Annotated in this window: 21 protein-coding genes; 19 read left to right on the top strand and 2 right to left on the bottom strand. The window is 57.7% G+C overall.

Going from position 1 to position 26,097, the window contains the following annotated elements:
- Positions 1 to 114 precede the first annotated feature (114 nt).
- The 17 genes from asd (at position 115) to cobA (ending at position 21,630) form a co-directional block, all read left to right on the top strand.
- Positions 115 to 1,230 carry an aspartate-semialdehyde dehydrogenase gene (asd, locus tag ACNSOI_RS09560; protein ID WP_420195671.1) on the top strand — a complete coding sequence of 372 codons (1,116 nt, stop codon included), beginning with the start codon at positions 115 to 117 and terminating at the stop codon, positions 1,228 to 1,230.
- A gap of 313 nt (positions 1,231 to 1,543) precedes the next feature.
- Positions 1,544 to 4,630: a FimV/HubP family polar landmark protein gene (locus ACNSOI_RS09565; protein ID WP_420195672.1), complete on the top strand. Its 3,087-nt coding sequence runs from the start codon at positions 1,544 to 1,546 to the stop codon at positions 4,628 to 4,630.
- Positions 4,631 to 4,718: 88 nt separating this feature from the next.
- A complete protein-coding gene (gene truA, locus ACNSOI_RS09570; RefSeq protein WP_420195673.1) occupies positions 4,719 to 5,627 on the top strand; it encodes a tRNA pseudouridine(38-40) synthase TruA in 909 nt (302 codons plus the stop codon).
- Positions 5,624 to 6,253: a phosphoribosylanthranilate isomerase gene (locus ACNSOI_RS09575; RefSeq protein WP_286920843.1), complete on the top strand. Its 630-nt coding sequence runs from the start codon at positions 5,624 to 5,626 to the stop codon at positions 6,251 to 6,253. The genes truA and ACNSOI_RS09575 overlap by 4 nt, the downstream gene beginning before the upstream one ends.
- On the top strand, positions 6,246 to 7,454 hold the full coding sequence (gene trpB, locus ACNSOI_RS09580; RefSeq protein WP_197463805.1) for a tryptophan synthase subunit beta: 1,209 nt from the start codon (positions 6,246 to 6,248) through the stop codon (positions 7,452 to 7,454). The genes ACNSOI_RS09575 and trpB overlap by 8 nt, the downstream gene beginning before the upstream one ends.
- A 17-nt stretch (positions 7,455 to 7,471) precedes the next feature.
- Positions 7,472 to 8,284 carry a tryptophan synthase subunit alpha gene (trpA, locus tag ACNSOI_RS09585; protein ID WP_072677375.1) on the top strand — a complete coding sequence of 271 codons (813 nt, stop codon included), beginning with the start codon at positions 7,472 to 7,474 and terminating at the stop codon, positions 8,282 to 8,284.
- A gap of 38 nt (positions 8,285 to 8,322) precedes the next feature.
- On the top strand, positions 8,323 to 9,246 hold the full coding sequence (gene accD, locus ACNSOI_RS09590) for an acetyl-CoA carboxylase, carboxyltransferase subunit beta (protein ID WP_286255455.1): 924 nt from the start codon (positions 8,323 to 8,325) through the stop codon (positions 9,244 to 9,246).
- A complete protein-coding gene (gene folC, locus ACNSOI_RS09595; RefSeq protein WP_420195674.1) occupies positions 9,233 to 10,531 on the top strand; it encodes a bifunctional tetrahydrofolate synthase/dihydrofolate synthase in 1,299 nt (432 codons plus the stop codon). Before accD ends, folC begins: the two co-directional genes overlap by 14 nt.
- A gap of 92 nt (positions 10,532 to 10,623) precedes the next feature.
- Positions 10,624 to 11,304 (top strand): SPOR domain-containing protein, encoded by a 681-nt coding sequence (locus ACNSOI_RS09600; RefSeq protein WP_420195675.1) that lies wholly within the window; start codon positions 10,624 to 10,626, stop codon positions 11,302 to 11,304.
- 92 nt (positions 11,305 to 11,396) lie between these two features.
- Entirely contained in the window at positions 11,397 to 11,966 is a 570-nt protein-coding gene (locus ACNSOI_RS09605; protein WP_138435580.1) for a CvpA family protein, read from the top strand.
- Between the two features lie 34 nt (positions 11,967 to 12,000).
- On the top strand, positions 12,001 to 13,524 hold the full coding sequence (gene purF, locus ACNSOI_RS09610; RefSeq protein WP_061331147.1) for an amidophosphoribosyltransferase: 1,524 nt from the start codon (positions 12,001 to 12,003) through the stop codon (positions 13,522 to 13,524).
- A gap of 29 nt (positions 13,525 to 13,553) precedes the next feature.
- Entirely contained in the window at positions 13,554 to 14,777 is a 1,224-nt protein-coding gene (locus ACNSOI_RS09615; RefSeq protein ID WP_420195676.1) for an O-succinylhomoserine sulfhydrylase, read from the top strand.
- A 23-nt stretch (positions 14,778 to 14,800) separates the two neighbouring features.
- Entirely contained in the window at positions 14,801 to 17,386 is a 2,586-nt protein-coding gene (locus ACNSOI_RS09620) for a DNA translocase FtsK (RefSeq protein ID WP_420195677.1), read from the top strand.
- 52 nt (positions 17,387 to 17,438) lie between these two features.
- A complete protein-coding gene (gene lolA, locus ACNSOI_RS09625; RefSeq protein WP_228704052.1) occupies positions 17,439 to 18,053 on the top strand; it encodes an outer membrane lipoprotein chaperone LolA in 615 nt (204 codons plus the stop codon).
- Positions 18,053 to 19,387, top strand: a complete 1,335-nt coding sequence (locus ACNSOI_RS09630) for a replication-associated recombination protein A (protein ID WP_420195678.1) — start codon at positions 18,053 to 18,055, stop codon at positions 19,385 to 19,387. The genes lolA and ACNSOI_RS09630 overlap by 1 nt, the downstream gene beginning before the upstream one ends.
- A 120-nt stretch (positions 19,388 to 19,507) precedes the next feature.
- Positions 19,508 to 20,782 (top strand): serine--tRNA ligase, encoded by a 1,275-nt coding sequence (gene serS, locus ACNSOI_RS09635; protein WP_072677366.1) that lies wholly within the window; start codon positions 19,508 to 19,510, stop codon positions 20,780 to 20,782.
- Complete coding sequence (gene cobA / locus ACNSOI_RS09640) at positions 20,779 to 21,630, top strand: uroporphyrinogen-III C-methyltransferase (protein WP_138435574.1); 852 nt, start codon at positions 20,779 to 20,781, stop codon at positions 21,628 to 21,630. The genes serS and cobA overlap by 4 nt, the downstream gene beginning before the upstream one ends.
- A gap of 84 nt (positions 21,631 to 21,714) precedes the next feature.
- Here cobA and ACNSOI_RS09645 read toward each other — a convergent pair whose 3' ends face one another.
- Entirely contained in the window at positions 21,715 to 22,788 is a 1,074-nt protein-coding gene (locus ACNSOI_RS09645) for a 3-deoxy-7-phosphoheptulonate synthase (RefSeq protein ID WP_061331154.1), read from the bottom strand.
- Positions 22,789 to 23,055: 267 nt separating this feature from the next.
- Between ACNSOI_RS09645 and ACNSOI_RS09650 the strand changes: the two genes are divergently transcribed.
- Together ACNSOI_RS09650 and ACNSOI_RS09655 are read left to right on the top strand one after the other, a co-directional pair.
- The gene (locus tag ACNSOI_RS09650; protein WP_286255478.1) at positions 23,056 to 24,792 is read left to right on the top strand and encodes a DUF1631 family protein; all 1,737 of its coding nucleotides are present in this window, start codon (positions 23,056 to 23,058) and stop codon (positions 24,790 to 24,792) included.
- Positions 24,793 to 24,801: 9 nt separating this feature from the next.
- Positions 24,802 to 25,206 (top strand): PilZ domain-containing protein, encoded by a 405-nt coding sequence (locus tag ACNSOI_RS09655; protein WP_061331156.1) that lies wholly within the window; start codon positions 24,802 to 24,804, stop codon positions 25,204 to 25,206.
- A 52-nt stretch (positions 25,207 to 25,258) separates the two neighbouring features.
- Here the strand turns inward: ACNSOI_RS09655 and ACNSOI_RS09660 are convergent, their stop codons facing one another.
- The gene (locus ACNSOI_RS09660; protein WP_061331157.1) at positions 25,259 to 26,044 is read right to left on the bottom strand and encodes an enoyl-ACP reductase FabI; all 786 of its coding nucleotides are present in this window, start codon (positions 26,042 to 26,044) and stop codon (positions 25,259 to 25,261) included.
- Positions 26,045 to 26,097 lie beyond the last annotated feature (53 nt).

Here is a 26,097-nt window from a genome sequence, read left to right on the forward strand (position 1 = left end):
TCGCTAAACCGAGACCCGACAGTGGCGCGATGCTGCCACTGCGGGATCATCCATCCTGTCCCTGCCAGCGATAACGGTAGCGGGCGGGCATAATGTGAGGTTCAAAGGTCGCACATGAAGCGAGTTGGACTTGTAGGTTGGCGTGGCATGGTGGGCTCAGTCCTCATGCAGCGCATGCGTGAAGAAAACGATTTTGCCGACATCGATCCGGTGTTTTTTACCACTTCCCAGGCGGGCAAGCCGGCCCCGGACGTAGGCAAAGAAGGCGTTCCGCCACTCCAGGATGCCTTTGATATCGACATCCTGAAGGGCATGGACGTTATCCTGACCTGTCAGGGCGGTGATTACACCTCAGCGGTTTACCAGAAGCTGCGCGATGCAGGTTGGAACGGCTACTGGATTGACGCCGCATCGTCCCTGCGGATGGTGGATCACTCCGTCATCGTGCTGGACCCGGTCAACCGCAACGTAATCGATGCCGCCCTGGATAAGGGCGTAAAAGATTACATTGGCGGTAACTGCACCGTGAGCCTGATGATGCTGGCCCTGGGTGGTCTGCTGGAGCAGGATTTGATTGAGTGGGTCTCTCCGATGACCTATCAGGCGGCTTCCGGTTCCGGTGCCCAGAACATGCGGGAACTGCTGAGCCAGATGGGCGCGTTGAATGAGAGCGTCAAGTCTGAGCTGGCCGATCCTTCCTCCGCCATCCTGGAAATCGACCGCAAGGTGACTGGCACCATGCGTTCCGGTGATTTTCCCACCGAGCACTTCGGTGTGCCCCTGGCGGGCAGCCTGATACCGTTTATCGACAAGCAGCTCGATAACGGCATGAGCAAGGAAGAGTGGAAGGCGGGCGTTGAGACCAACAAGATTCTTGGCCGCAGCGACAATCCGATTCCTATCGACGGCATCTGTGTTCGTATTGGCGCCATGCGCTCTCACAGCCAGGCGTTGACGATCAAGCTCAAGAAAGACCTGTCGGTTGCGGAAATCGAGGGTATCCTTGCCAAGGCCAACGACTGGGTGAAAGTCATCCCGAATGATCGTGATGCCACCATGCAGGAACTCACACCGGCGAAAGTGACCGGCACCCTGAGTATCCCCATTGGGCGGATTCGCAAGTTGTCCATGGGGCCGGAATACATTTCTGCGTTTACCGTGGGTGACCAGTTGCTGTGGGGGGCCGCTGAGCCTCTGCGCCGCATGTTGCGGATTCTGCAGGAACGTTAAATAGTGTTACACAGTGGTAATTAATGCCAACTGTGTCCGGTTTTTCGTATGCCGGAGTGGGGCGGAGGCTGATTTCAGCGTCCGCCCCTGTTATTTTCAGGGCTGTTAAGGAGTTCCGCCCGATTGGTAAAAAAACGGTGCAAGGATTGCGGCTGATTGATTGATAAAAGAGGCTTTATCAACAATACTTGCCAAACTGAACGGTATAATTGCGATATAACAACGAGAACTAAAAAGACGGAAGTCATCCAACCTCGTCCGATTCTGTTGAGATACAGCAGTAAAGAATAACGGAGACTGGAAAGGAAAAAGCATGAAGGTACGCAAGCTTGCGGTTGCCATGGCGCTGGCGGGAGGGCTCGGTTCCGGTGTCGCTCAGGCGTTGGGGCTGGGGGAAATTGAACTGCAGTCCTGGCTGAATGAGCCCCTGGATGCGGAAATATCACTCCGTGAAAGTCGTGGAGTGGATCCCGGTGATGTATTTGTAAATGTTGCACCGGAAGCCGCTTATCAGCGGATTGGCATTGATCGCCACCAGTTTCTGAGCAGGCTGAGGTTTGAGGTGGTTACCGCTTCTGACGGCAGTCTCGTTGTTAACGTCTCTTCCCGGGAGCCGCTCCGGGAACCTTACCTGAATTTTCTGTTGGAGCTGACCTGGCCTAATGGCCGACTGATGCGGGAATATTCGGTGCTGGTAGATCCACCAGTGTATGCCGAAGATTCCGGTGTTCAGGAGCAGGTGAGTGCGCCTTCGGCAGCGCCAGCAAGTCCAAGGCAGGCAGCGCCCCGTAGCCAGGAGTCTGTGCGTCGCCAGGCCCAGGCCGAGAGTTCACTTGCCCGGGGTTATCAGGCTGACACGTTCGGCCCGACCGGTCCATCAGACACACTCTGGACCATCGCCCAGCGTGTCCGCCCGGACAGCTCTGTGTCCATGCAGCAGGTTATGCTGGCCCTTCAGGACCAGAACCCCAATGCCTTTATGGGCGGCAACATCAATCGGTTGAAGCGTGGTGAAGTCCTGCGAGTTCCGACTATGGAACAGATCCGCAGCCGGAGCCAGGCAGAAGCCAACCGTGTTGTTGCACAGCAAAACGAGGCGTTCCAGTCCCGTACCGTCGATGCCACCCGTACCGCAGAAGCTGAATCCGCTCCGGCGCCCACCCAAACGGGTGCAGCCGGTGACGAATTGCGCCTGCTGGTAGCCGATGGCGAATCTCGCGATGTTACCGAGGGTGGCTCTGCTGGCGGTGACGGCGATTTGCCGGGCGGCAGCGACGTAGGCTCAGCGGTAGCAATGGAAGAACTGGAAGCCACGCGCCGCGAAAACGAAGAATTGAACAGCCGCCTGGCGGATCTTCAGGATCAGGTGTCCACCCTGCAGCGTCTGTTGGAACTCAAGAACAGCCAACTTGCAGATTTGCAGGGTATGACGGCTGAAGAGGCAGCAGCGGCGGATCAGCTCCCGGACGACGAGGCCGAAGAACTGGCGGCAGCTGACGGCGCTGATGAGGTCGCCGAGGACGATTCGGAAGCGCTCGAAGAGATGCCCGCAGCTGAGGGTGGCGAGCAGGCCGCAATGGATGAGCTGACAGACGACAGTGGCGTTGATGGCGCCGGTGAGGAAGTCGCGACTACCGAATCCGCGCAACCCGTCGATGAAGCGGCAGAGCAGGAAGCGGATGAGACAGACGTGGCCGCCGCTCCGGCAGCGGAGCAGCCCCGCGAACAGCCTCGCCAGCCAGCGCCTGTTGCCCCTCCCGCCGCGGAGAAGGGTTTCCCCGGTAATGTGATTGACGCCATTTCGAACAATCCGATGTACCAGATTGCCCTTGGCGGTGGCCTGGTTCTGCTCTTGCTGTTGCTTCTGCTGGTTGCACGCCGGAACGCCAATCGTGAAAAGGCATTCTACGATCAACTCAACAGCGAGGACGGTAGCGAAAGCGATTCGTTTGATCTGAGCCTGGAAGACGAAGCTGGCGATCAGCAAGAAGGCGCTGATGCCCTGGCCGAAGCCGACACCTACATTGCCTATGGTCGTCATGATCAGGCAGCACAGGTACTTGAAACCGCCATTTCCCGGGAGCCGAGCCGCACTGATCTCCGGTTGAAGCTGCTTGGGGTATACGCGGACAGTCAGGATCGTGATTCGTTCGAGAAGCAGTACGGTGAAATTGAGGCCCTGGAAGACGAAGCTGCTATTGAGCAGGCAACGGTTCTCCGCGAGCGCCTTGAAGAAGCTGAGTCTATGCCAAGCATCGACGACCTTGAGTCCCAGCTGCGGTCTGATTCCTTCAGCACTTCGGTGGCGACAGAGGGGGAGCCTGGTCAGGCGTCCGAGACAGATCAGGAAGACGAATTGCCGTCTGATGATGAGTGGCAGCTGTCCGATGACTTGAAAGCAGACGAGTTTGAGGCCCGTCCCGAGCCTGAACAGGAGAACGAGTTCGGAGAACTGGAATCAGACGTTGAGAAGGAGACTGATTCTCCCGACGATCTGATTGAATACGACCTTTCCGGCCTTGAGGCATCTGAAGAAGATGAATCCGCCGTCGACATTTCAGAAGAGCAGGATTTCTCTTCTCTGGAAATGGATCTTGAAGACTCGGGCGAGGCCAAAGCCGAAGAAGAGGATCTGAGTTTCGATTTCGAGTCTGCGCTTGAAGACGAAGCCACCGAAGAGCCGGCGGTTGAGGCAGCGGAAGAGGAGTCCCTGGATTTCGGACTGGAAGATGAGCCTGATAAAGCAGAACAGGTTGGCGGTGCGGAAGCCGATGAGGATGAATTGTCGGGCGACGTGGATGCCCTGGATGAGTCCTTCCTGGACGAGCTTGACGCCGAGCTGGACAAGGTTGCTGAGGAAGAAGGCGAGCCGGAAGGGTTAGACCTGGACGAGTCTACGCTGGACGACTTGGAGCTTGACGTGTCTGACGAAGATCTCGCCCTGATGGAAGAGTTCTCTGAGTCTGATGAGCAGCCCGCAGGTCCGGAACAGGAAGCCGCATCCCTGGATGAAGAGCTTGGTCTGGAAGACGCCTTCAGCAGCGAAGAACCGGCTGACTCAGAGCCGCCAAGTGAACAGGCTCAGGAGGGTGAGCCCGGGGCTACTGAGCAGGAGGCTGATGCCATGGATGACGATCTGGTTCCGCTGGCGTCCGAATCGCTGGACGGAAAGCCGGAGCAAAGTTCCGCGCTTGATATCGATGAGGAGTCATTGGGCGAGGACGATGATTTCGATTTCCTTGCCGGGACTGACGAAGCAGCCACCAAACTCGATCTGGCCCGGGCCTACATCGAGATGGGGGACAGCGACGGAGCCCGTGATATCCTTGAAGAGGTCGCTCTGGAAGGAAACGACGAGCAGAAGGCGGAAGCTCAGGAGCTCCTTAAAAATCTTTCCTGATCCGTTATAATCTCGTTATATCGGCAACAGCGCCGGCCATAAGGCCGGCGCTTTGTTTTTCAGTGAACCCTTTTCGACGGACCAATCCTTGTTTCTCAATTCTCAGCCTTTGACCACAGATAATGCGATCGGTAACGGTCGGGTAGCCATTGCGTTTGAATACGACGGTCGCGGGTTTCATGGCTGGCAACTCCAGAAAAGTGGTGTCCGGTCAGTGGAGAGCGAGCTGGCCAGGGCCGTGTCCAGGGTTGCTGATCACCCGGTTGACCTGGTGTGCGCGGGGCGCACGGATGCCCGCGTTCATGCGAGCTTTCAGGTGGCCCATTTTGATACTCCCTCGGTGAGGAATCTCCGCTCCTGGGTCATGGGCATGAATACCGCCTTGCCGGATGATATTTCCGTGCACTGGGCGGGTAACGGGGTGGCAGATTTTCATGCACGTTTCTCGGCGGTTTATCGTCGCTACCGGTATGTTATTCTGAATCGTCCTGTCAGGCCCGGGATTCAGCGGGGGCAGGTGAGCTGGACCTTTCGGCCGCTTGACGTTGCCAGTATGCACAGGGCGGCTCAGGTGCTTGTCGGTGAACACGACTTCAGTTCGTTCCGGGCAGCCGGTTGTCAGTCCAGAACGCCGGTTCGTTATCTGGAGCGGATTTCGGTAACCCGAAAGGGCGACTATGTCGTAATAGATGTTCAGGCCAACGCTTTTCTACACCATATGGTGCGCAACATTGCCGGCGCCTTGATGGCCGTAGGGGCGGGCAAGCAGCCTGAACCATGGATTGGTGAGGTGTTGGCCAGCAAAGATCGCAAGTTGGCGGGTGTGACCGCACCACCGGACGGACTCTATCTTGTGGATGTTGGCTACCCGGATCGGTACGGAATACCGCGGGCTCTGTGCGGCCCCGGTTTCGTAAGTCCCTGGTTCACTGACGGTGAGAACGATCCTATTGAGCCAACGCATATTCACCCCAAACAACCGGTGTCAGAAACATGACCACCCGTGTAAAAGTTTGCGGCTTGACCCGGCCCGAAGATATTGACGTCGCGGTAAGGTGCGGCGCAGATGCGATCGGTCTGGTGTTCTATGAGCCGAGCCCACGCTCGGTCACGGTTGAGCATGCCAGGGCGCTGGCGGATCGAATACCTGCCTTCGTCACGCTGACCGGTTTGTTTGTGAATCCGGATGTCCGGTTTGTCGAGAGTGTGCTGGATCAGGTTCCGCTGGATCTATTGCAGTTCCACGGCGATGAATCCCCGGACGTCTGTGACAGCTTCGGACGCCGCTGGATCAAAGCGGTCAGGGTTCGCGAAGAGGGTCAGATAGAGAAGGCCTTTGATGACTATCGCAAGGCCTCCGGCCTTCTGGTTGATGCCTGGGATCCGAATCGCTATGGGGGAACTGGGCAGTCCTTCAACTGGGCATTGATTCCTGAACACCGGCCGTTACCCCTGATATTGGCCGGTGGGTTGTCTTCTGCTAACGTAGCCCGCGCCATTGAAGAAGTCAGGCCCTGGGCTGTCGACGTAAGCGGAGGGGTGGAGCAGAGTAAGGGCAAGAAAGACGCCACCAAACTATCCGATTTTATGAAAGAGGTTCACCGTGTCTGTAAAACTGACTGAAGAGATGTTGAAGGCGCTTCCGGATGCGAAAGGTCACTTCGGTGCCTTCGGTGGCCGGTTTGTTTCTGAAACCCTGATGGACTCGTTGATGACGCTGGAGAAAGAGTATCTCCGGCTGAAAGATGATGCCGAATTCCAGGCCACTTTCGATAAAGACCTGGCGGACTATGTGGGGCGTCCCAGTCCATTGTATTTTGCCGAGCGACTGACCAGGGAAACCGGTGGTGCCCAGATCTGGCTGAAGCGTGAAGACCTCAACCATACCGGTGCTCATAAGGTGAACAACACCATTGGCCAGGCGCTTCTGGCGAGTTTCCTGGGCAAGAAACGAATTATTGCTGAAACCGGGGCCGGACAGCATGGTGTGGCAACCGCAACGGTCTGCGCCCGGCTTGGGCTTGAGTGCCATGTGTTCATGGGGGCGGAAGACGTCAAACGCCAGTCCCTCAACGTCTACCGGATGAAGCTCCTCGGGGCCACCGTGCATGCGGTCCAGAGCGGCACCAAAACCCTGAAAGATGCCATGAACGACGCCATGCGTGACTGGGTGGCCAATGTTGATGAAACCTTCTATATCATCGGTACCGTGGCCGGCCCGCATCCCTATCCACTGCTGGTTCGCGATTTCCAGTCGGTGATTGGTCGGGAAACCCGTCGCCAGGCCCTTGAGCAGGCGGGTAAACTGCCGGATGCGCTGGTAGCCTGTGTTGGTGGCGGCTCCAATGCCATCGGCATGTTCTATCCGTTCCTGTCTGATGAAAACGTTGAGCTTTATGGTGTTGAAGCAGGCGGCCTGGGTATCGAAACCGGTCAGCATGCCGCACCTTTGTGTGCCGGGCGCCCGGGGGTTCTTCACGGTAACCGTACGTACCTGATGGAAGACGAAAACGGCCAGATCGCAGCAACCCATTCGGTCAGCGCTGGCCTGGATTATCCGGGAGTAGGCCCAGAGCACTCCTGGTTGAAAGACATCGGTCGCGCCAATTATGTCTCGGTCACCGATGACGAAGCGCTGGATGGTTTCCGCAAGCTGACCCGTGTTGAAGGTATTATGCCGGCGCTGGAAACCGCCCATGCGGTTGCCTACGCGCTTAAGCTGGCAGCAACCATGGACAAGGACAAGATGATCGTGATCAATGTCTCCGGCCGTGGCGACAAGGATATTCACACCATTGCCCAGTTGGATGGCATTGAGATCTGAAGGTATCAGGAGCAGGCATGAGCCGAATTGAAGGCGTACTGAAATCATTGAAAGAGCAGGGTCGTAAGGCGCTGATCCCTTATATCACCGCCGGTGACCCAGAGCCGGGGCAGACGGTCAGCCTGATGCACACCCTGGTGGATGCTGGCTCGGACATCATTGAGTTGGGCGTGCCGTTCTCCGATCCCATGGCGGACGGGCCTGTTATCCAGCTTGCCTGTGAGCGAGCCCTGGTGCACGGCACGTCCCTGCGCCAGGTCATCGGAATGGTCAAGGAATTCCGGAAGACCAACACCACCACACCGGTGGTACTGATGGGGTACCTGAACCCGATGGAAGCCATGGGTTACGAGGCGTTTGCGGATGCTGCGGCCGATGCGGGTGTAGACGGTATCCTCACCGTTGACCTGCCGCCGGAAGAGGCCGAAGACGTAGCTCCATTGTTTTCTGCCCGTAACATGGACCCAATCTTCCTGCTGGCGCCCACCACCACGGATGAGCGCATCAAGGCAATCAGCGAACACTCCTCCGGTTATGTGTACTATGTTTCAATCAAGGGCGTGACTGGGTCGGCAACCATCAATGTTGATGAAGTGGCGAAAAAAGTGGCCCATGTGCACGAACTGACGGCGCTGCCGGTCGGTGTCGGGTTCGGAATCCGGGATGCGGAGACAGCGGCTGCCGTTGGCAAAGTATCCGATGGTGTAATTGTCGGAAGCGTGCTGGTCGATACAATAGCCCGACACCAGACAGATCCCGAAGCCCTGGCCAAGGCGCTGACTGATCTGTTGCACCCGATGCGTGAAGCCCTGGATAGTCTGGCATCCTGAGGGGCCGGCTTCCAGGCATCAAAGGACAGGATGAAAGCATGAGTAACTGGCTGGATAAGATCATGCCGAGCAAGATTCGCTCGGAATCGCGGCAACGTACCGGGGTGCCGGAAGGGCTGTGGAAGAAGTGCCCCAAGTGCGGGGCGTTTTTATACAAGCCTGAACTCGAGAAAAACCTGGACGTCTGCCCGAAGTGTAACCACCACCTGCGTGTGTCTGCCCGGCGCCGGCTGGACATCTTCCTCGACAAGGACGGCCGCGAAGAAATAGCCGCAGAACTGGAGCCTTCGGATCGGCTCAAGTTCAAGGACAGCAAGCGCTACAAGGACCGGCTTTCAGCAGCCCAGAAAGCAACCGGCGAAAAAGACGCCCTGGTCGCTATGAAGGGTTCAACGATGGGCGTTCCCCTGGTGGCTTGTGCTTTCGAGTTCAACTTCCTGGGCGGTTCCATGGGCCAGGTGGTTGGTGAGAAGTTCGTACAGGCGGCCAATGTTTCCCTTGAGCACCGTATTCCCCTGGTCTGCTTTTCTGCCAGCGGTGGCGCCCGTATGCAGGAGGCCATTCTGTCGTTGATGCAGATGGCAAAGACCGCTGCAGTGCTGGAGAAGCTCAAGCAGGAAGGCATTCCCTACATTTCGATCATGACTGATCCGGTGTTCGGCGGAGTGTCTGCCAGCCTCGCGATGCTGGGCGATCTCAATATAGCCGAGCCTTATGCGCTGATCGGTTTTGCTGGCCCCCGGGTGATTGAGCAGACCGTCCGTGAGAAACTGCCGGAAGGTTTCCAGCGCAGTGAATTCCTGCTGGAACACGGTGCTATCGATATGATTCTGCACCGGCACCAGATGCGCGAGCGGGTAGCCCACGTTCTTGCCAAGTTCACCGGCCAGGAAAAGCCCGGCACAGAAGCTCCCATCGAGTTTGAGATCACGGAAAAACCCGACACAGATGAACCCTCCTAGCACTGACGCAAGGCCCGTACCGGTCCCTCCCGGGGCCGGTGCGTCTGTTGAAAAGTGGCTTCAGTATCTGGAAGCCATTCATCCCACCGAAATTGACCTTGGCCTGGATCGGGTTCTGGTGGTTTTGCGCCGCCTGTTTCCGCGAAAGCCAGCAGCGCGAATCATCACTGTAGCGGGCACCAACGGCAAAGGCACGACCGTGGCGGCCCTCGAGTCGCTTTTGCGGGCAGCCGGGCGAACCACCGGAGCTTATACCTCTCCCCATCTTCAGCGTTATAACGAGCGAGTACGGATTAACGGTCAGGATATCAGCGATGCAGCGTTGATATCCGCGTTCGAACAAGTGGAGGCGGCACGGGGTAAGGTTTCCCTGACCTACTTTGAGTTCGGAACCCTGGCAGCCTTCGTGGCACTCGCCGACGCGGGTGTTGAAGACTGGATTCTGGAGGTCGGCCTGGGTGGACGCCTGGATGCCGTTAATGTGCTGGATGCCGACTTCGCGGTGATCACCTCGATTGATATCGACCATATTGGATTTCTGGGCGATAACCGGGAAGTGATCGGCTTCGAAAAGGCCGGTATTCTGCGGCCCGGGATTACTGCGGTTTGTGCAGATCCGGAGCCTCCCGCCTCTGTGCTTCAGCAGGCCGCCGCGCAGAAGGTCAATCTTCAGGTGACCGGGGGTGATTACCAGCTCAGGCCGGTTGGCGATTCCGTTGAGCTGACGATCGAGGGGCTCAGTATAACCCTGCCGGCCGGCCCGTTACCTGTCGAAAGTGTTGCCGCAGCAGTGGTGTTGGCCCGGGTGCTGGCGCCAACCATGACTGTCAGCCTGTTAGCAGATACAGCCAAGTCTGTAACGGTGCCGGGACGTTTTGAGCGGTTGAGAACAAAGCCGGATGTGATCGTGGATGTTGGTCACAATCCCCATGCCGCACGCTGGTTGGCTCATCGGCTTGAGTTGCAGCGGTCAGGGCAGGGCAAGGTGTTCGGTGTTTATTCGGCTCTGGCGGATAAAGACGTGGAGGGGGTAATGCGGGCCATGGCGCCAGTTGTTGGGCGCTGGTGGTTCGCCGGTCTTGATGTGCCGCGCGGGCTGGAGGTGCAGGCTCTGGTGGAGCGGGCGCGGGCTTGCGGGATTACCGGTTGCACGGCGTCAAAGTCTGTGGGTGATGCCATGTCTTCGGCATTGGCAGAGGCCGGCGAGAAAGACACCATCGTGGTATTCGGTTCGTTCTACACCGTTGCTGAGGCCCGGGCCCGACTTGTCGGCGAAGTCTCTTAAACTTTGTCCATGGCAGGCGCCGGAGCTTTGTGTTAACGGCACTCGGCGGTTAGTATCAGTATCAAACTGTTAGGTTAAGGGAGCCCTTTCTCGTGAACGGATTGAAACAAAGAATCATTGGTGCACTGGTTCTGGTCTCCCTGGCTGTGATTTTTGTGCCGATGATATTTGACGAGCCCCATTCCGAGCGCCAGTCCCGGCCTGTCACCATCCCCGAGGAGCCGCCGTTCCCTGAAGTGGACGTTCCCCCGGAGCCGGCCCTTGGCGGCAGCGACTACGGCATGAATTCCGCGCCTCAGGACACTCCCGCTACGGAATCGGCTCCCGGTTATCGACTGATTGAAGGTGTTGAGGAGCCCGCGCCAGAATCATCCAGCGCCCGCGAGCCCGCGGCCCAGGTAGCAGAGCCGGTTACCCGCACGACGGATAGAAATGCCGCCGGCTCAGAGCCTCAGCCACAGGTTTCGCAACCCTCAGAGCCGGCAACTTCTACCAGCTCGGCCGATGAATCCGCTGAGTTCACGCGGTCACTTGACGGTGCCTGGGTTGTCCAGCTGGGCAGCTTTGGTAATGCCGATAATGCCCGCCGACTGCGCGACAATGTTCGCGACATGGGGTACGGCGCCCACCTACAGCAAGTGGAGCGCGGCGACACCACGTTGACCCGGGTGTTCAGCGGGCCATTTGTCAACAAGTCCGAGGCCGAAGCCGCCAAGAAAGCCCTGGATGATGCCTTCTCACTGAACAGCCTGGTTACCTCCGGCGGAAAGTGATCCGGTGACTTGCAATTTATGAGCCTCAGGCGGTTTGGTGGCGCCCGGTTTCCTGTTAGAATTCGCGCTTCCTTTTCTCCATCGGGTTTTTCATGGACGCGCTGATCTGGATTGACTGGGTCATCATTGCTCTGATTGCTGTTTCCACGCTTATCAGTCTGAAGCGGGGCTTTGTTCGCGAAGCCCTGTCGCTGGTGACCTGGGTTGGGGCATTCATCATTGCCCGCACGTTCCATCCTCAGATGCAGTCATTGCTTGAATCCACCGTGGAAACACCACTGGTGCGTCTGATTGCGGCCTTTGCGATTCTGTTTTTCGGCACCCTGATTGTGGGCGCTATTATCAATAATATGATTGGTCATCTGGTGCGGGCGACCGGATTGTCAGCCACCGACCGCGTTCTCGGCATGGGGTTCGGGTTGCTACGGGGTGTGGTGGTAGTGATTGTTGGTATCGCGTTTACCCGCTACACACCGCTTGCCGAAGATACCTGGTGGAGAACGTCCGTGATGATCGACCGTCTGGCGGTGGTCGAAGACTGGTCCCGTCGAACCCTGGGTGATGAATTTGCCCGGTTCCTGGGCCCCGAAGCAGGGGCCGGGTACAGCACCGAATCCTCAACAGAGCAGGAAGGCGTGGAACCCACGCCTGCATCCCGTTAACATTCAGATTTAACACTCGGAGAGTTCCCCAGCCATGTGCGGCATTGTCGGTATTGTCAGTACTTCAAACGTCAACCAGCTTCTTTACGATGCACTGACTGTTCTTCAGCACCGTGGCCAGGATGCGGCGGGTATTGTGACTTTTCAGGATAACCGGTTTTTTCTGCGCAAGGACAATGGCCTCGTCCGGGATGTATTCCATACCCGGCATATGCGCAGGCTGGTAGGCAATGTGGGGATCGGTCACGTCCGTTACCCCACCGCTGGCAGTTCAAGCTCTGCCGAGGCCCAGCCGTTTTACGTGAACAGCCCCTACGGCATTACTCTGGCGCACAACGGCAACCTGACCAATGCCGATGACCTGAGCAGCGATTTGTTCCGCACCGATCTGCGCCACATCAACACCAATTCCGATTCCGAAGTGTTGCTCAACGTATTTGCCCATGAGCTGCAGAAGCTTGGGAAACTGAACCCGACCAAAGATGAGATTTTTTCCGCCGTCCGCGCCGTGCACAAGCGCTGCCGGGGTGCCTATGCCGTTATCGCGATGATTACCGGCTACGGCATTGTCGGTTTCCGGGACCCCAATGGCATTCGCCCGGCCTGTTACGGTGTGCGGGAAAGCGAAGACGGCCAGAAAGAATACATGATCGCCTCGGAGAGCGTGGCTCTGAACGCCGCCGGTTTCGAGATCGTTCGGGATATTGCACCGGGTGAAGCGGTTTATATCGAAACCGATGGTACCCTCTACACCGAGCAATGTGCGGAATCCCCGAAGCTGTATCCATGCATCTTCGAGCACGTCTATTTTGCGCGCCCTGACTCCATCATGGACCGCGTGTCGGTTTACAAGGCACGACTGCGCATGGGCGAAACCCTGGCAGACAAGGTGCTCAGGGAGCGGCCGGACCATGACATTGATGTGGTGATCCCGATTCCGGACACCAGCCGGACTTCGGCCATGCAGATGGCCTATCAGTTGGGCGTCAAATACCGCGAAGGCTTTATCAAGAACCGCTATATCGGGCGGACGTTTATCATGCCCGGCCAGAAAATGCGGAAGAAGTCGGTGCGCCAGAAGCTTAATCCCATAGACCTGGAGTTCCGCGGCAAGAACGTCATGCTGGTGGATGATTCCATCGTCCGGGGCACCACCTGTAAGGAAATCGTTCAGATGGCCCGGGACGCCGGTGCCCGGAACGTCTACTTCGCCTCGGCAGCGCCGCCTGTGCGTTATCCCAACGTGTACGGCATTGATATGCCCTCGGCCAGTGAGCTGATTGCCCACGACCGTTCGGTGGAGGAGGTTCGGGAGCAGATTGGTGCTGACTGGCTGGTATATCAGGACCTGGAAGACCTGATTACCTGTGTCAACGATGTCAACGACGATATCGATGGTTGGGAGTGCTCGGTGTTTACCGGTGATTACGTAACCGGTGACGTGGACGAAGCCTACCTGCGCCGGCTCGAAGACCTGCGTAAAGACGAGAAGCGTCCCGGTGGGCAGATCATCGACGGTGATAATGCCATTATCGACCTCCATAATGACGAAGACTGAACCCCTAACGCCCGTGCCAGGAGAACACTATGACAGTCGGCCGTGAAGAACATCTCTGGATTCCTGAATCGGATCTGGACGGTATGTCAGTGGATACCCTGGCCGTGAGGGCAGGGCAGGTCCGCACCGGTCAGTTGGAGCACAGCGACGCCATCTTTCCGACCTCCAGTTTCGTCTATGGCAGTGCCGCCCAGGCGGCAGCCCGTTTTGGTGGTGAGGAGCCCGGCAACATCTATTCCCGTTTTACCAATCCAACGGTTCAGGGTTTTGAGGCCCGCATCGCTGCCATGGAAGGTGGAGAAAAGGCCGTTGCCACTGCCTCGGGCATGGCGGCCATCCTGAGTACCTGTATGGCGTTGCTGCAGTCCGGGGATCACGTTATCTGTTCCCGTGGCGTGTTTGGTACCACCAACGTCTTGTTCCAGAAGTACATGGCGCGTTTCGGGGTTGAAACCACGTTCGTTAGCCTGACCGATGCAGACGGCTGGGGGGCAGCAGTCCGGCCAGAAACCCGGATGCTGTTTATTGAAACGCCATCCAACCCGCTTTGTGAAATCGCTGATATGGACGCGTTGTCTGCGTTGGCGAGGGCCAACGATGCCCTGTTTGTGGTGGATAACTGTTTCTGTACGCCGGTATTGCAGCGACCCCTTGAGCAAGGTGCGGATCTGGTGATTCATTCAGCCACAAAGTATCTGGATGGCCAGGGCCGTTGTGTTGGCGGGGTAGTGGTGGGGCCTGCCAGGTATCTGGATGAGATCTACGGGTTCCTGCGATCTGCCGGGCCCACCATGAGCCCGTTCAATGCCTGGGTGTTCCAGAAAGGGCTGGAAACCTTACCGATCCGTATGCGAGCCCACTGCAACAATGCGTTAGAGTTGGCGAATTGGCTGGAAAGCCAGCCGAGCGTGGAAAAGGTGTTCTACGCCGGTCTTGAAAGCCATCCCCAGCATCAGCTGGCGAAGAAGCAACAGGACGGGTTTGGCGGAATTGTGTCGTTTCTGGTTAAAGGGGGCAGAGAAGAAGCCTGGCGCTTTATTGATGCCACCCGAATGATTTCAATCACAGCGAATCTGGGTGATGTGAAAACCACCATCACCCACCCGGCGACGACAACCCATGGCCGGTTATCTCCCGAGGATAAAGACAAGGCGGGCATCACCGAGAATCTGATCCGGTTGTCTGTTGGCATTGAAGCCATTGATGACCTGAAAACCGATCTGACACGGGGTTTTCAGGCGCTGAAAGACTAAACTCACTGACGGTTTGAGCATTCATGGCGGAATCCGCTAAAGCGAAACAAACAGCATCGACGGAACTGACAGAAAAACAACAGCGCTTTCGCCGCCTGATGGCCCAAGGGGCCAGAGAGGGTGCGGTTATCGGCATGATTGTGCTGTGCATCTATCTGGCGATGGCGCTGTTTACCTTCAGTGCGTCTGACCCCGGGTGGGCGAGTATCGGCCACGATACCCGCGTGGATAACGCCGCCGGGCGCTCCGGCGCCTGGCTCGCAAGCCTGCTGGTAGACTTCTTCGGGCAGGTTTCCTGGCTTTTCCCGGTGATGATTGCCGGTTATGCCGTCATGCTGATCCGTCGCAGGCACGAGTCACTCGACCTCCATTGGCCACTGTTCATGGTTCGCTTTGGCGGGTTTCTGCTGATTCTGTTGTCGGCCACTAGCCTGCTTTCCCTTTATTCGGTATTTGGCCTTGGTGCCTCCTCCGGCGGTGTACTGGGCACGGCGGTTTCAGAAGCTATGGTGCGCTTCTTCAATCTGCCGGCCACCACGCTGTTGCTGATCGCGATCTTCCTGTTCGCCCTGACCGTGACCGTCGGCCTGTCCTGGTTCCGCCTGATGGACCATGTTGGTGGATTCACTCTGAAAACCGGGCGCTGGCTTCAGTCGCTGTTTAAAAGAAGCGAGCGCAAAGCGAAAAACCCCGGTGCGCCAGCCAGTGCTCGCCCTGATCCAGAGCCTCCGGTCGTCAAAGATCGGGTGGCAAGAACCGATCCCGTAACAGAAAAACCACGTCAGAAAGATGCCTGGTGGCGTCGTTTGTTCCGCCGTAAAGCGAAAACGGCCGATAATGGAACCCCAAAGGACAGAAGCAAAGCTCGCAAGGAACCGGCTATTGACGGGCTTCCTGAAATTGAACCAGAACCCGCAAGACTGGAAAGTTTCAGCTCAGGGGATCGGGATGAAACGCCTCGCAAGGCGGCCGCGCCTCAGCAGCCCAAGCCCGCGAACCGGGCACTGAAAATTGCCCCGTTCAAGAAGGATGATCAGGGGCCCGCCGACAAGAAAGCCAACAGCAAGCAGGGCTCTTTGCTGGAAGACATTGAGAGCCTGATTCCGCCGATTTCCTTGCTGGACCCGCCAGAGGAACACAAAGAAAAGGGCTACTCGGAAGAGTCCCTGGAGCACATGTCGCGCCTGCTCGAAGAGAAACTGGCGGATTTCGGTGTCACGGTTGAGGTGGTCGAGGTCAATCCTGGCCCGGTTATCACCCGATTCGAGATCAAGCCCGCCGCCGGGGTGAAAGTCAGCAAGATTTCCAACCTGGCCAAGGATCTGGCCCGTTCATTGGCAGTGTTGAGTGTGCGGGTGGTGGAAGTCATACCCGGAAAGTCCGTGGTGGGCATCGAGATTCCCAATGAGGAGCGGGAAATCGTTCGTCTGAGCGAAGTGCTTGGGGCCCGGGTATTTACCGAGTCGTCATCGCCGCTGACCCTGGCGCTGGGTAATGATATTGGTGGTAATCCGATGGTGGCCAACCTGGCCAAGATGCCGCACCTGCTGGTAGCCGGTACTACGGGTTCGGGTAAATCGGTCGGGGTTAACGCCATGCTGCTGAGCATGCTGCTCAAGGCCAGCCCCGATGAAGTGCGCTTTATCATGGTGGACCCGAAGATGCTGGAACTGAGCATCTACGATGGCATCCCGCACCTGCTGGCACCGGTTGTGACGGACATGAAAGAAGCCGCCAATGCACTGCGCTGGTGTGTGGCGGAGATGGAGCGGCGCTACCGTTTGATGGCCAGCCTGGGCGTGCGCAACATCGCCGGTTACAACAAGAAGGTGAAAGACGCCCGCGCCGAGGGCGAGCCGTTACTGGATCCTCTCTGGAAACCGGATGAATACCTGGCCAACGACGAACAGGAGCGGCCGGAACTGGAAACCCTGCCGTTCATCGTTGTCGTAATCGACGAATTTGCTGACATGATGATGATTGTCGGCAAAAAGGTGGAAGAGCTGATCGCCCGCATTGCCCAGAAGGCCCGTGCCGCCGGTATCCATCTGATTCTTGCTACCCAGCGGCCATCCGTGGATGTGATCACAGGCCTGATCAAGGCCAATATCCCGACCCGGATGTCGTTCCAGGTGTCGTCCAAGATCGACTCCCGTACCGTGCTTGATCAGGGCGGCGCCGAGCAGCTGCTGGGCCACGGCGATATGTTATACCTGCCGCCGGGTTCCGGCCTGCCGGTTCGGGTACACGGAGCCTTCGTTGACGATGACGAAGTACACCGGGTGGTCAGTGCCTGGAAAGCCCGGGGTGAACCGGAATACGTGGATGATGTGCTTAACGGAGCCGAAGGTGAGCACCTGCCGGGCGTGCCAACCCTCAGCGAAGGCGGTGCAGGCGGTGGTGACGAAGGAGACGCGCTGTTCGACGAAGCGGTCGCTTTTGTGACCGAGAACCGACGGGTGTCGATCTCCTCCGTACAACGTAAATTCAAGATCGGCTACAACCGTGCCGCGAACCTGGTGGACGCCATGGAAGCCTCGGGAGTGGTCAGTCCGGCGGGTCATAATGGTGCCAGGGAAGTTCTGGCGCCGCCGCCCCCAAGAGACTAGGAGCAGCATACTTATGATCAGATCTGTCTACACGACGATAGCGGCGCTGTGCATGATGGCCGTTGTGGCAACGGCCTCTGCGGAACAGGGCAACAGCTCTCGCGATGCCGCTGAAGAGCTGGCTTCCATGTTGCGCAGTTACCAAACCTACCAGGCCGATTTCATCCAGATTGTGGTCAATGAAAATGGCAACCGGGTTCAGGAAACCCGCGGCTCCCTGAAGGCCAAGCGCCCGGGTCTGTTCTACTGGGAGACCGGTGCGCCTTTGTCCCAGTTTATTGTCAGTGACGGCGACACGGTGGAGGTTTACGACCCGGATCTGGAACAGGTCACTATTCACACCCTGGATGACCGGGTGCAGACAACACCGGCGCTGCTTTTGAGTGGCGAAGTGGATAATCTTGAGGAAACCTACGATGTGAGTGAGCGCCGGATGGGTGACAATACCCGCGAGTTCACCCTGGTTCCCAGGGGCGCCGATTCCCTGTTTACATCCTTGCGTTTGAGCTTCTACAACGGTGAACTTCAGGAAATGAGAATGGAAGATTCGCTGTCTCAACTGAGTATTCTCAGCTTTGACCGGATAACCCTGAATCAGGAACTGGACAACAGTGCCTTCCGCCTGGAATACCCCGAGGAGGTGGATATTATTCGGGACGGTGCCTGATGCAGGACAACCTGTTTGAGCCCGAGGCCGGATTCCAGCCCCTTGCGGCCAGAATGCGGCCGGCCAACCTGGACGAATACGTTGGCCAGGCTCATCTGGTCGGCCCCGGAAAACCGCTCAGGCGCGCCGTAGAGCAGGGCCAACTGCATTCGATGATTCTCTGGGGGCCACCCGGAGTGGGCAAAACCACCTTTGCCCGGCTGTTGGCCAACGTGGGTGACTTGTCCTATGAAGCGCTCTCTGTCGTGCTCAGCGGCGTCAAGGATATCCGGGATGTGGTCGAGCGGGCCCGCAACCGCAAGCAGTCCCAGGGCAGGGACACGCTGCTGTTTGTTGACGAGGTGCACCGGTTCAACAAAAGCCAGCAGGATGCATTTCTCCCACATATTGAAGATGGCACCTTCATTTTTGTGGGTGCCACCACGGAAAACCCCTCTTTCGAACTGAACAGCGCGCTCCTGTCGCGGACTCGCGTGTATGTGCTCAAAAATCTGGACAAGCCGGACATCCTTGAGCTCCTGAATAGAGCATTGGTTTCGCCAGCGGGTTTCGGCGGTACCCTTCAGGTGCCAGCCGGGGTGCTGGATAACATGGCCGAAGCCTCTGGAGGCGATGCCCGGCGTGCTCTGAACATTCTGGAGGTGGCCGCCGATCTGGCCGAGCCTGATAGTACCGGACAGAACGTCATCACTGCCCAGACTCTGGAACAGGTGCTGCAAACCAGTCTGCGCCGTTTCGACAAAGGCGGCGATGTGTTCTATGACCAGATTTCCGCGTTGCACAAATCCGTGCGTGGCTCCAGTCCCGATGGTTCCCTGTACTGGCTTTGCCGCATGCTGGACGGTGGCTGTGACCCCCTGTATGTGGCGCGGCGCCTGGTGCGGATCGCCAGCGAAGACATCGGTAACTCAGACCCCCGTGCCCTGCAAATTACCATGCAGGCCTGGGATGCCCAGGAGCGGTTGGGGTCGCCGGAAGGGGAGCTGGCGCTGGCCCAGGCCGTCACCTACCTGGCGCTGGCACCAAAGAGTAATGCCGTGTACAAGGCGTTCAACGAGTGTATGGCGGACATCCGAAAGGATCCTGATTACGAAGTGCCGGTGCACTTGCGTAATGCTCCTACCAAGCTGATGAAAAGCCTGGGCTACGGTGATGAATACCGCTACGCCCATGACGAACCGGACGCTTACGCTGCCGGAGAGTCTTACCTGCCTGAAGCGATTCACCAGCGCCGTTACTATCAGCCGGTCATGCGTGGACTGGAGATCAAACTGGCTGAAAAGCGCCAGCGCCTGGATGATCTCGATGCCCGAAGCGGCAAAAAGCGTTATTGATCTAACCCTCATGCCGCAAATTACCTGGCCCTCGGCCCGGGGATGGTGGCCAGCAGAACCACGGCAGGTATAATGCCGTGATATCCATACTATTCGTTAACCGGAAAATTCAGGAAGATCATGCTCGATCCGAAACGTGTCCGTTCACAGACTGAAGAAATTGCCCGTCGGCTGGCTATCAAAAACTTCGAGTTTGACGTTGCCACCTTCGAACGCCTTGAGGAACGCCGTCGAGCCATTCAGGTTCGTGCGGAAACGCTGCAGAGCGAGCAGAACAAACGGTCGAAATCCATTGGTAAGGCCAAAGCGGCGGGTGAAGACATCAAACCGCTGCTGGAAGAGGTGGACAATCTCAAGCAGCAGAAGGCCGAAGCTGAGGAGGAGTTGCGCTCAGTACAGGAATCCCTGAACGCGTTTTTTGCCGGCATTCCCAATCTGCCGGATGAAGACGTTCCACCGGGCGCCAACGAAGACGACAACGTAGAGACCCGTGTATGGGGCACGCCGCGTAACTTTGATTTCGAACCCAGAGACCACGTTGCCCTGGGCGAACAGCTCAAGGGTCTGGACTTCGAGAAGGCCACCCAACTGGCGCATTCCCGCTTTGCCGTCATGCGCGGCCAACTGGCGAAGCTGCATCGGGCACTGGCTCAGTTCATGCTCGACCTGCACACAGAAGAGCATGGCTATACCGAAGCCTATGTGCCGTACCTGGTCAATGCCAACGCGCTGTTCGGTACCGGCCAGCTACCCAAGTTTGAAGAGGATCTGTTCCGTACCGCCGGTGACAACCCGCTGTACCTGATCCCGACGGCCGAAGTACCGGCGACCAACCTGGTGGCCGACAGTATTCTGGAGGCCAGCGAAATGCCGCTGCGGATGGTGTGCCATACCCCCTGTTTCCGCAGCGAAGCGGGTTCCTACGGCCGGGATGTGCGTGGCATGATCCGCCAGCATCAGTTCGACAAGGTTGAACTGGTGCATGTTGTGCGCCCCGAGGACTCCACCGAGGCGCTTGAACAGCTCACTGGCCATGCCGAGAAGGTGCTGCAGTTGCTGGAACTGCCGTATCGTGTGGTTACCCTGTGTGGCGGCGACATGGGCTTCTCCGCAGCGAAGACCTACGATCTGGAAGTGTGGCTGCCTGGGCAGGGTAAATACCGGGAAATTTCATCCTGCTCCAACACCCGTGATTTTCAGGCACGGCGTATGCAAGCACGTTGGCGCAACCCGGAAACCGGAAAGCCCGAGCCTGTTCATACCCTGAACGGATCGGGTCTGGCCGTTGGCCGTGCGATGATCGCGGTGATGGAGAACTACCAGCAGGAGGACGGCAGTATTCTGGTTCCGGACGTTCTCAAACCCTATATGAAAGGCATTGATCGGATCCAATGAGCGAACCATTCACGGATGCACCAGGAAGGGGCGTCAAGGCAGGGCCTGCACCAGTTCGGTACAGGCCCAACCCGGTAACCGAAAACCCGAATAATTCTGCGGGCGAGGTCGCCCTGGTGGGCGCCGGCCCAGGTGATCCTGAACTTCTGACCCTCAAGGCCTGGCGCCTGATCCAGTCCGCCGACGTTATTCTCTACGATAGGCTGGTTTCTCCGGAAATACTCTCCCTGATCCCCGATAACGTTGAGATGGTTCATGTCGGCAAGCAGCGCTCAAATCACACGTTGCCGCAGGATCAGATCAACCAGCGCTTGGTGGAGCTGGCCCGGGAGGGCCACAAAGTGGTGCGCCTCAAGGGTGGTGACCCGTTCATCTTCGGCCGCGGCGGCGAAGAGATTGAAACGCTGGCGGCTGCCGGTGTTCGCTTTCAGGTGGTTCCCGGTATAACCGCAGCGTCCGGCTGTGCGGCCTATGCGGGCATTCCGCTGACTCACCGGGACCACGCCCAGTCGGTGCGCTTTATTACCGGGCATTTGAAAAACGATACCTGCGATTTGCCCTGGTCAGACTTTGTCCAGAATAATCAGACACTGGTGTTCTACATGGGTTTGGTGGGATTGCCGATTATCTGCCGGCAATTGATTGGCCATGGCATGACACCAGATATGCCGGTGGCGCTGGTGTCCAAGGGCACAACCGCCGACCAGAAAGTGGTGGTGGGCACGCTCAGTGATATTGTTGGCAAGGTGGAGAACAGTGGTGTTCAGGCGCCCACTCTGGTGATTATCGGTCACGTGGTCGGGCTCAGAAGTCGCCTGGACTGGCGGGGAGCTGTAGAGAGCGCCTGAGGGTGGAGAAGCAGGGCGGGCCCGCGTATCGGTCTCACGGGGCGCCGAAGCTGATCGGCTACCCCGTGAATCCTGTCAGCACGCTCAGGCGTTACGCTTGGGCAGCACGTCTTTGAGCTTTTCGCGCATATCCCGAATGGCTTTCTCGGTGGTTTCCCAGTCAATACAGGCATCGGTTACCGACACGCCGTATTTCAGGTCTGCCAGGTTTTCCGGGATGGACTGATTACCCCAGTTGATGTGGCTTTCCACCATCAGGCTCTGGATAGACTGGTTGCCCTCCAGGATCTGATGGGTCACATCCTGCATGACCAGAGGCTGAATGGCCGGATCTTTGCTGGAATTGGCGTGGCTGCAATCCACCATGATCGACTTGCGCAGATTGGCTTTGTCCAGCGCCTGCTCGCACAGTGCAACACTCACGGAATCATAGTTCGGTTTGCCACCGCCACCGCGCAACACCACGTGGCCATAGTTGTTGCCCTTGGTGCGGATGATGGCCACCTTGCCTTGCTGGTCGATGCCCAGGAAGCTGTGGGGGTGAGAAACCGATTTCATGGCGTTAACGGCTACGTCCAGGCTGCCATCAGTGCCATTCTTGAAGCCAATGGCCATGGACAGGCCGCTGCTCATTTCCCGGTGGGTTTGAGACTCGGTGGTGCGGGCGCCAATGGCGGACCAGGCAATGGTGTCTTGCAGGTACTGGGGGGAGATCGGGTCAAGGGCCTCGGTGGCGGTTGGCAGGCCCATCTCGTTGATATCCAGCAGCAAGCGACGGCCAATGTGCAGGCCCTGTTCAATATCGAAGGTATCGTTCAGGTGTGGGTCGTTGATCAGGCCTTTCCAGCCAACGGTGGTGCGCGGTTTCTCGAAATATACCCGCATCACCAGCAGCAGGGTATCGCTGACTTCGTCGGCGAGTTTTTTCAGCCGGGCAGCGTAATCGCGGGCTGCCTCCACATCGTGGATAGAGCAGGGGCCAACCACGATAAACAGGCGGTGGTCTTTGCCATCCATGATGTCGTAAATGGCCTGGCGGCCAGAGGCTACGGTTTCGGCAGCTTCATCTGACAGCGGCATTTCGTTCTTCAGCGCTTCAGGAGTGATCAGTGGTTCCTGGCTGGCCACGTTCAGGTTTTCCAGTTTCTTGCCCGACATCTTGTTGTGCTTCCCCGAATCAGATCGTTACATCACCGGGTAACGCTGTCATTATGGGCCCGGTGTTTAATAATTAACGCTAATGGTGCCGGTCTGCAGTTGCTGTAAACCCCGGCGAGTTGGTTATACTGCGTTATTTGAAGACCCTTTTCAACGCTTCCAGTCAACAGGTAACGGATGTCGCCGCCAGCCAGGAAACCACAAGCAGACTCTTCCCCCCGAAAGGTGGTTTCAGAGAGGATTACGCAGGTTCTTTCGGGTATCCGGGTGCCGGATTTACCCTATCCGGCCGGAAAATCGTCACCTGAGTCCAATGCCGATTGGCGCCCGCTGTTGTTTTCCTGTTGGACGGAACAACGGGACGAGCGGGTAACGGACGTTCTGCGGTCGGTGCAGATCGAATGGACCGTGCGCCAGGTCAATGCAGCCTATCTGTCTGACCGGATAATGGACGTGTTCCTGAAAACCAGTGGTTTGCATCGTGCCCTGGTCAGTCGTATTGCCAGATTACGGTTCTGGCTGGCGTGGCAGCTCGATACCCGCGGAACCAATGTGTTCAGCGACGTTGTTCTTGACTGGTTGGACAACCTGCAGGAGTGGCGGGGGTGGAGTGATACCGGGGGGCGATCATCCAGGGTGTTGCTGGACCAATTGGACAGCCTGGTTATCGCGGTGTCCGGCAGCTTTGAAAGTGGCCAGCCCGAACTGGTGGAGAGCTATTGTAAACAATGGCTTGATGACCGGGAGAAAGGTGAGCACCAGGTCAGCCGGTTGCGTGAACGTCTTCTTGAGACCGAGCGTGGTGCTTCGCGGCAGCGTCTTGCCGACCAGGTTTCCCGCGCGCTGATCGGCAGGGCACTGACAGGGCGTGAGTTACCGGTGGTCATCAGTCGATTCATCATCGAAGACTGGTACAAGGTTCTCAAACAGAGCGTCTGGTCCGAGGGCACAGACAGTGAGCTGTATCGACACGCCAACAAACTGCTCGAGTGGTTGGTATGGCTTGGTGATCCTGCACTGTCGGACAGAGACCGGAACCGGCTTTACCATGTAGGCGAGCAGATAGGAGACCGGATACAGGATGTGTGGACCCGGGCCCTCGGCCAGGGGTTACCGGAGAACGCTTTGGCGGATATTCAGACGGTTATCGTAGCGCGTATCCGCGGCGAGGTGCCGGAACTCAAGCCTGCCCTGGGTAGCGGCACCAGTCTGACCTGGGACAGCCGTTGGCTATCGCTGGCTTCGGTAGACCCGCAACAGGCCGAGGGCTTTATCGGCCGCTGGTTTGTCGAAGGTGAGGGCGCCGCTGAGCAAAGGCGTTATTTGTTCGCGCTGCTCGAAGATAGTGGGGAAGTGCTCTGGACCAACGGCGCCGGCGTCAAGCTCGGCCTGCAGGACTGGGCGCTGTTCCTGGCAGATCTTGAAGCCGACACCCTGCGGCCCTTACCGGCTCCGACACCGTTTGGTGAGGTGCTCTCGGAAACCGTGAATCTGTTGTTCAAGGTGTGCGAGAAACAGCAGAAACAACGTGAAGAGGCGGCTCGGGAAGCGAGGGCTCGGGCAGAGGCACTGCGAAAGGAGAAGGAAGCCGCCGAGCGCGCAAGAAAGGCCGAAGAAGAGGCAAAACAGGCAGCCCTGGAGCAACAGAGGGCCGAAGTGGAACGTCAGCGCCAGGAAGATGAGAAAGCGGAGCACGAACGTCTCCAGAAAGAACGTGAGCTGGCGGCGGCCAAACAGGTGGATAGTATTGGTTTGGGAGGCTGGATTGTACTGGCCGCCCAGAAGGATGATGAGGAACCGACCAGGCTGAAACTGGCGGTCAAGATTTCTGCATCCCGGAAGTTCGTGTTCGTGGACCGTCTGGGGCTTAATCGCCGTGAGTTTCTACACGATGAGCTGGTATCCGGGGTTGTATCAGGCCGCATCCGGATATTGGGGAGTGCAGCAGAGTTCGACGACACCCTGAGCCGGGTTGTTGGCCGGATCCGTGTTGGCCGTAACTGAGGATGGCTTATGGTTGATGATAACTACGAGTTCGGAAGCTCCCAGGGGTTACCCGGTGGGCAGGACAATCGCGAGGAATATCGTTTAACCGCCAGGGCTCGGGCATGGCTGTGGCTTGAGTCACCTGAACCGGATGTTGAGGTACAGGATGCCGTTCCTCTTGAATGCCAGATTCGCGATATTTCGGCGAGGGGCCTGAGCCTTGTCTCGTCGGAGCCGTTGGTGCTGAACTCGTTGCTGATGGCGGAGATCAGTCTTGGGCACAAAACGCAGCGGTTTCGGTTAATGGTGGAGGTTGTGTGGTGCCGTGAAACGGGCCAGGAATACCTGATGGGTGTCCAGATTCTGGAATCGGATGAGACGGATTATCTGGAATGGATGGATGCAGTTGCCACAGCCCTTGCTGAGAGTTGAACAAATAAGCCGGCATGGAGCCGGCTTATTTGATGACTTCACAGGATGACAATCAGGATTCCAGTTCGCTCATCCCGGTGATGTTAAAGCCGCCATCCACGTAGAGAATCTCACCAGTAATACCAGAGGCAAGATCGGAAGACATGAACGCTGCGGCGTTACCGACTTCTTCAGTGGTGACGTTGCGGCGCAGGGGAGCCTGCTTGGCGTTCTCGGCCAGCATTCGGCGGAAACTCTTGATGCCGGAAGCAGCCAGAGTCTTGATCGGGCCTGCGGAAATACCGTTTACCCGAATACCTTCCCGGCCAAGGCTGGCGGCCATGTAGCGCACGTTGGCTTCCAGTGAGGCCTTGGCAAGCCCCATGACGTTGTAGTTCTGCAGAACCCTTTCCGCACCGAGATAGCTCAAGGTCAGCAGGCTGCTGCCCTCATGCATCATCTTGCGAGCGCCCTTGGCCAGTGCGACAAAGCTGTAGGAGCTGATGTCGTGGGCGATACGGAAACCGTCACGGGTGGTCACATCCACATAGTTACCGTCGAGTTCATGCGCTGGCGCGTAACCAACAGCGTGAATAATGATGTCGATGTTATCCCAGTGTTTGTTGAGCTCGGTGAACACAGCGTCAATCTGCTCGTCACTGGCCACATCGCAGGGGAACGTCAGCTGACTGCCCCACTGATCCGCGAATTTCTCAACCCGGGACTGAAGCTTTTCGTTCTGGTAAGTGAAGGCCAGTTCAGCGCCTTCACGGGCGAATGCCTCGGCGATGCCGTAGGCGATGGAATGTTTGCTGGCTACACCAACAATCAGTGCTTTCTTGCCACTGAGGATTCCCATGGGTATCTGCTCCCTGTGTTCCTTGGTTTCAGCGCATTATCCCCGACATGCGT

Origin of the sequence: Marinobacter sp. GH_1 (assembly GCF_048595985.1) — a bacterium.
In the GTDB taxonomy this organism is placed as follows: Bacteria; Pseudomonadota; Gammaproteobacteria; order Pseudomonadales; family Oleiphilaceae; genus Marinobacter; species Marinobacter shengliensis.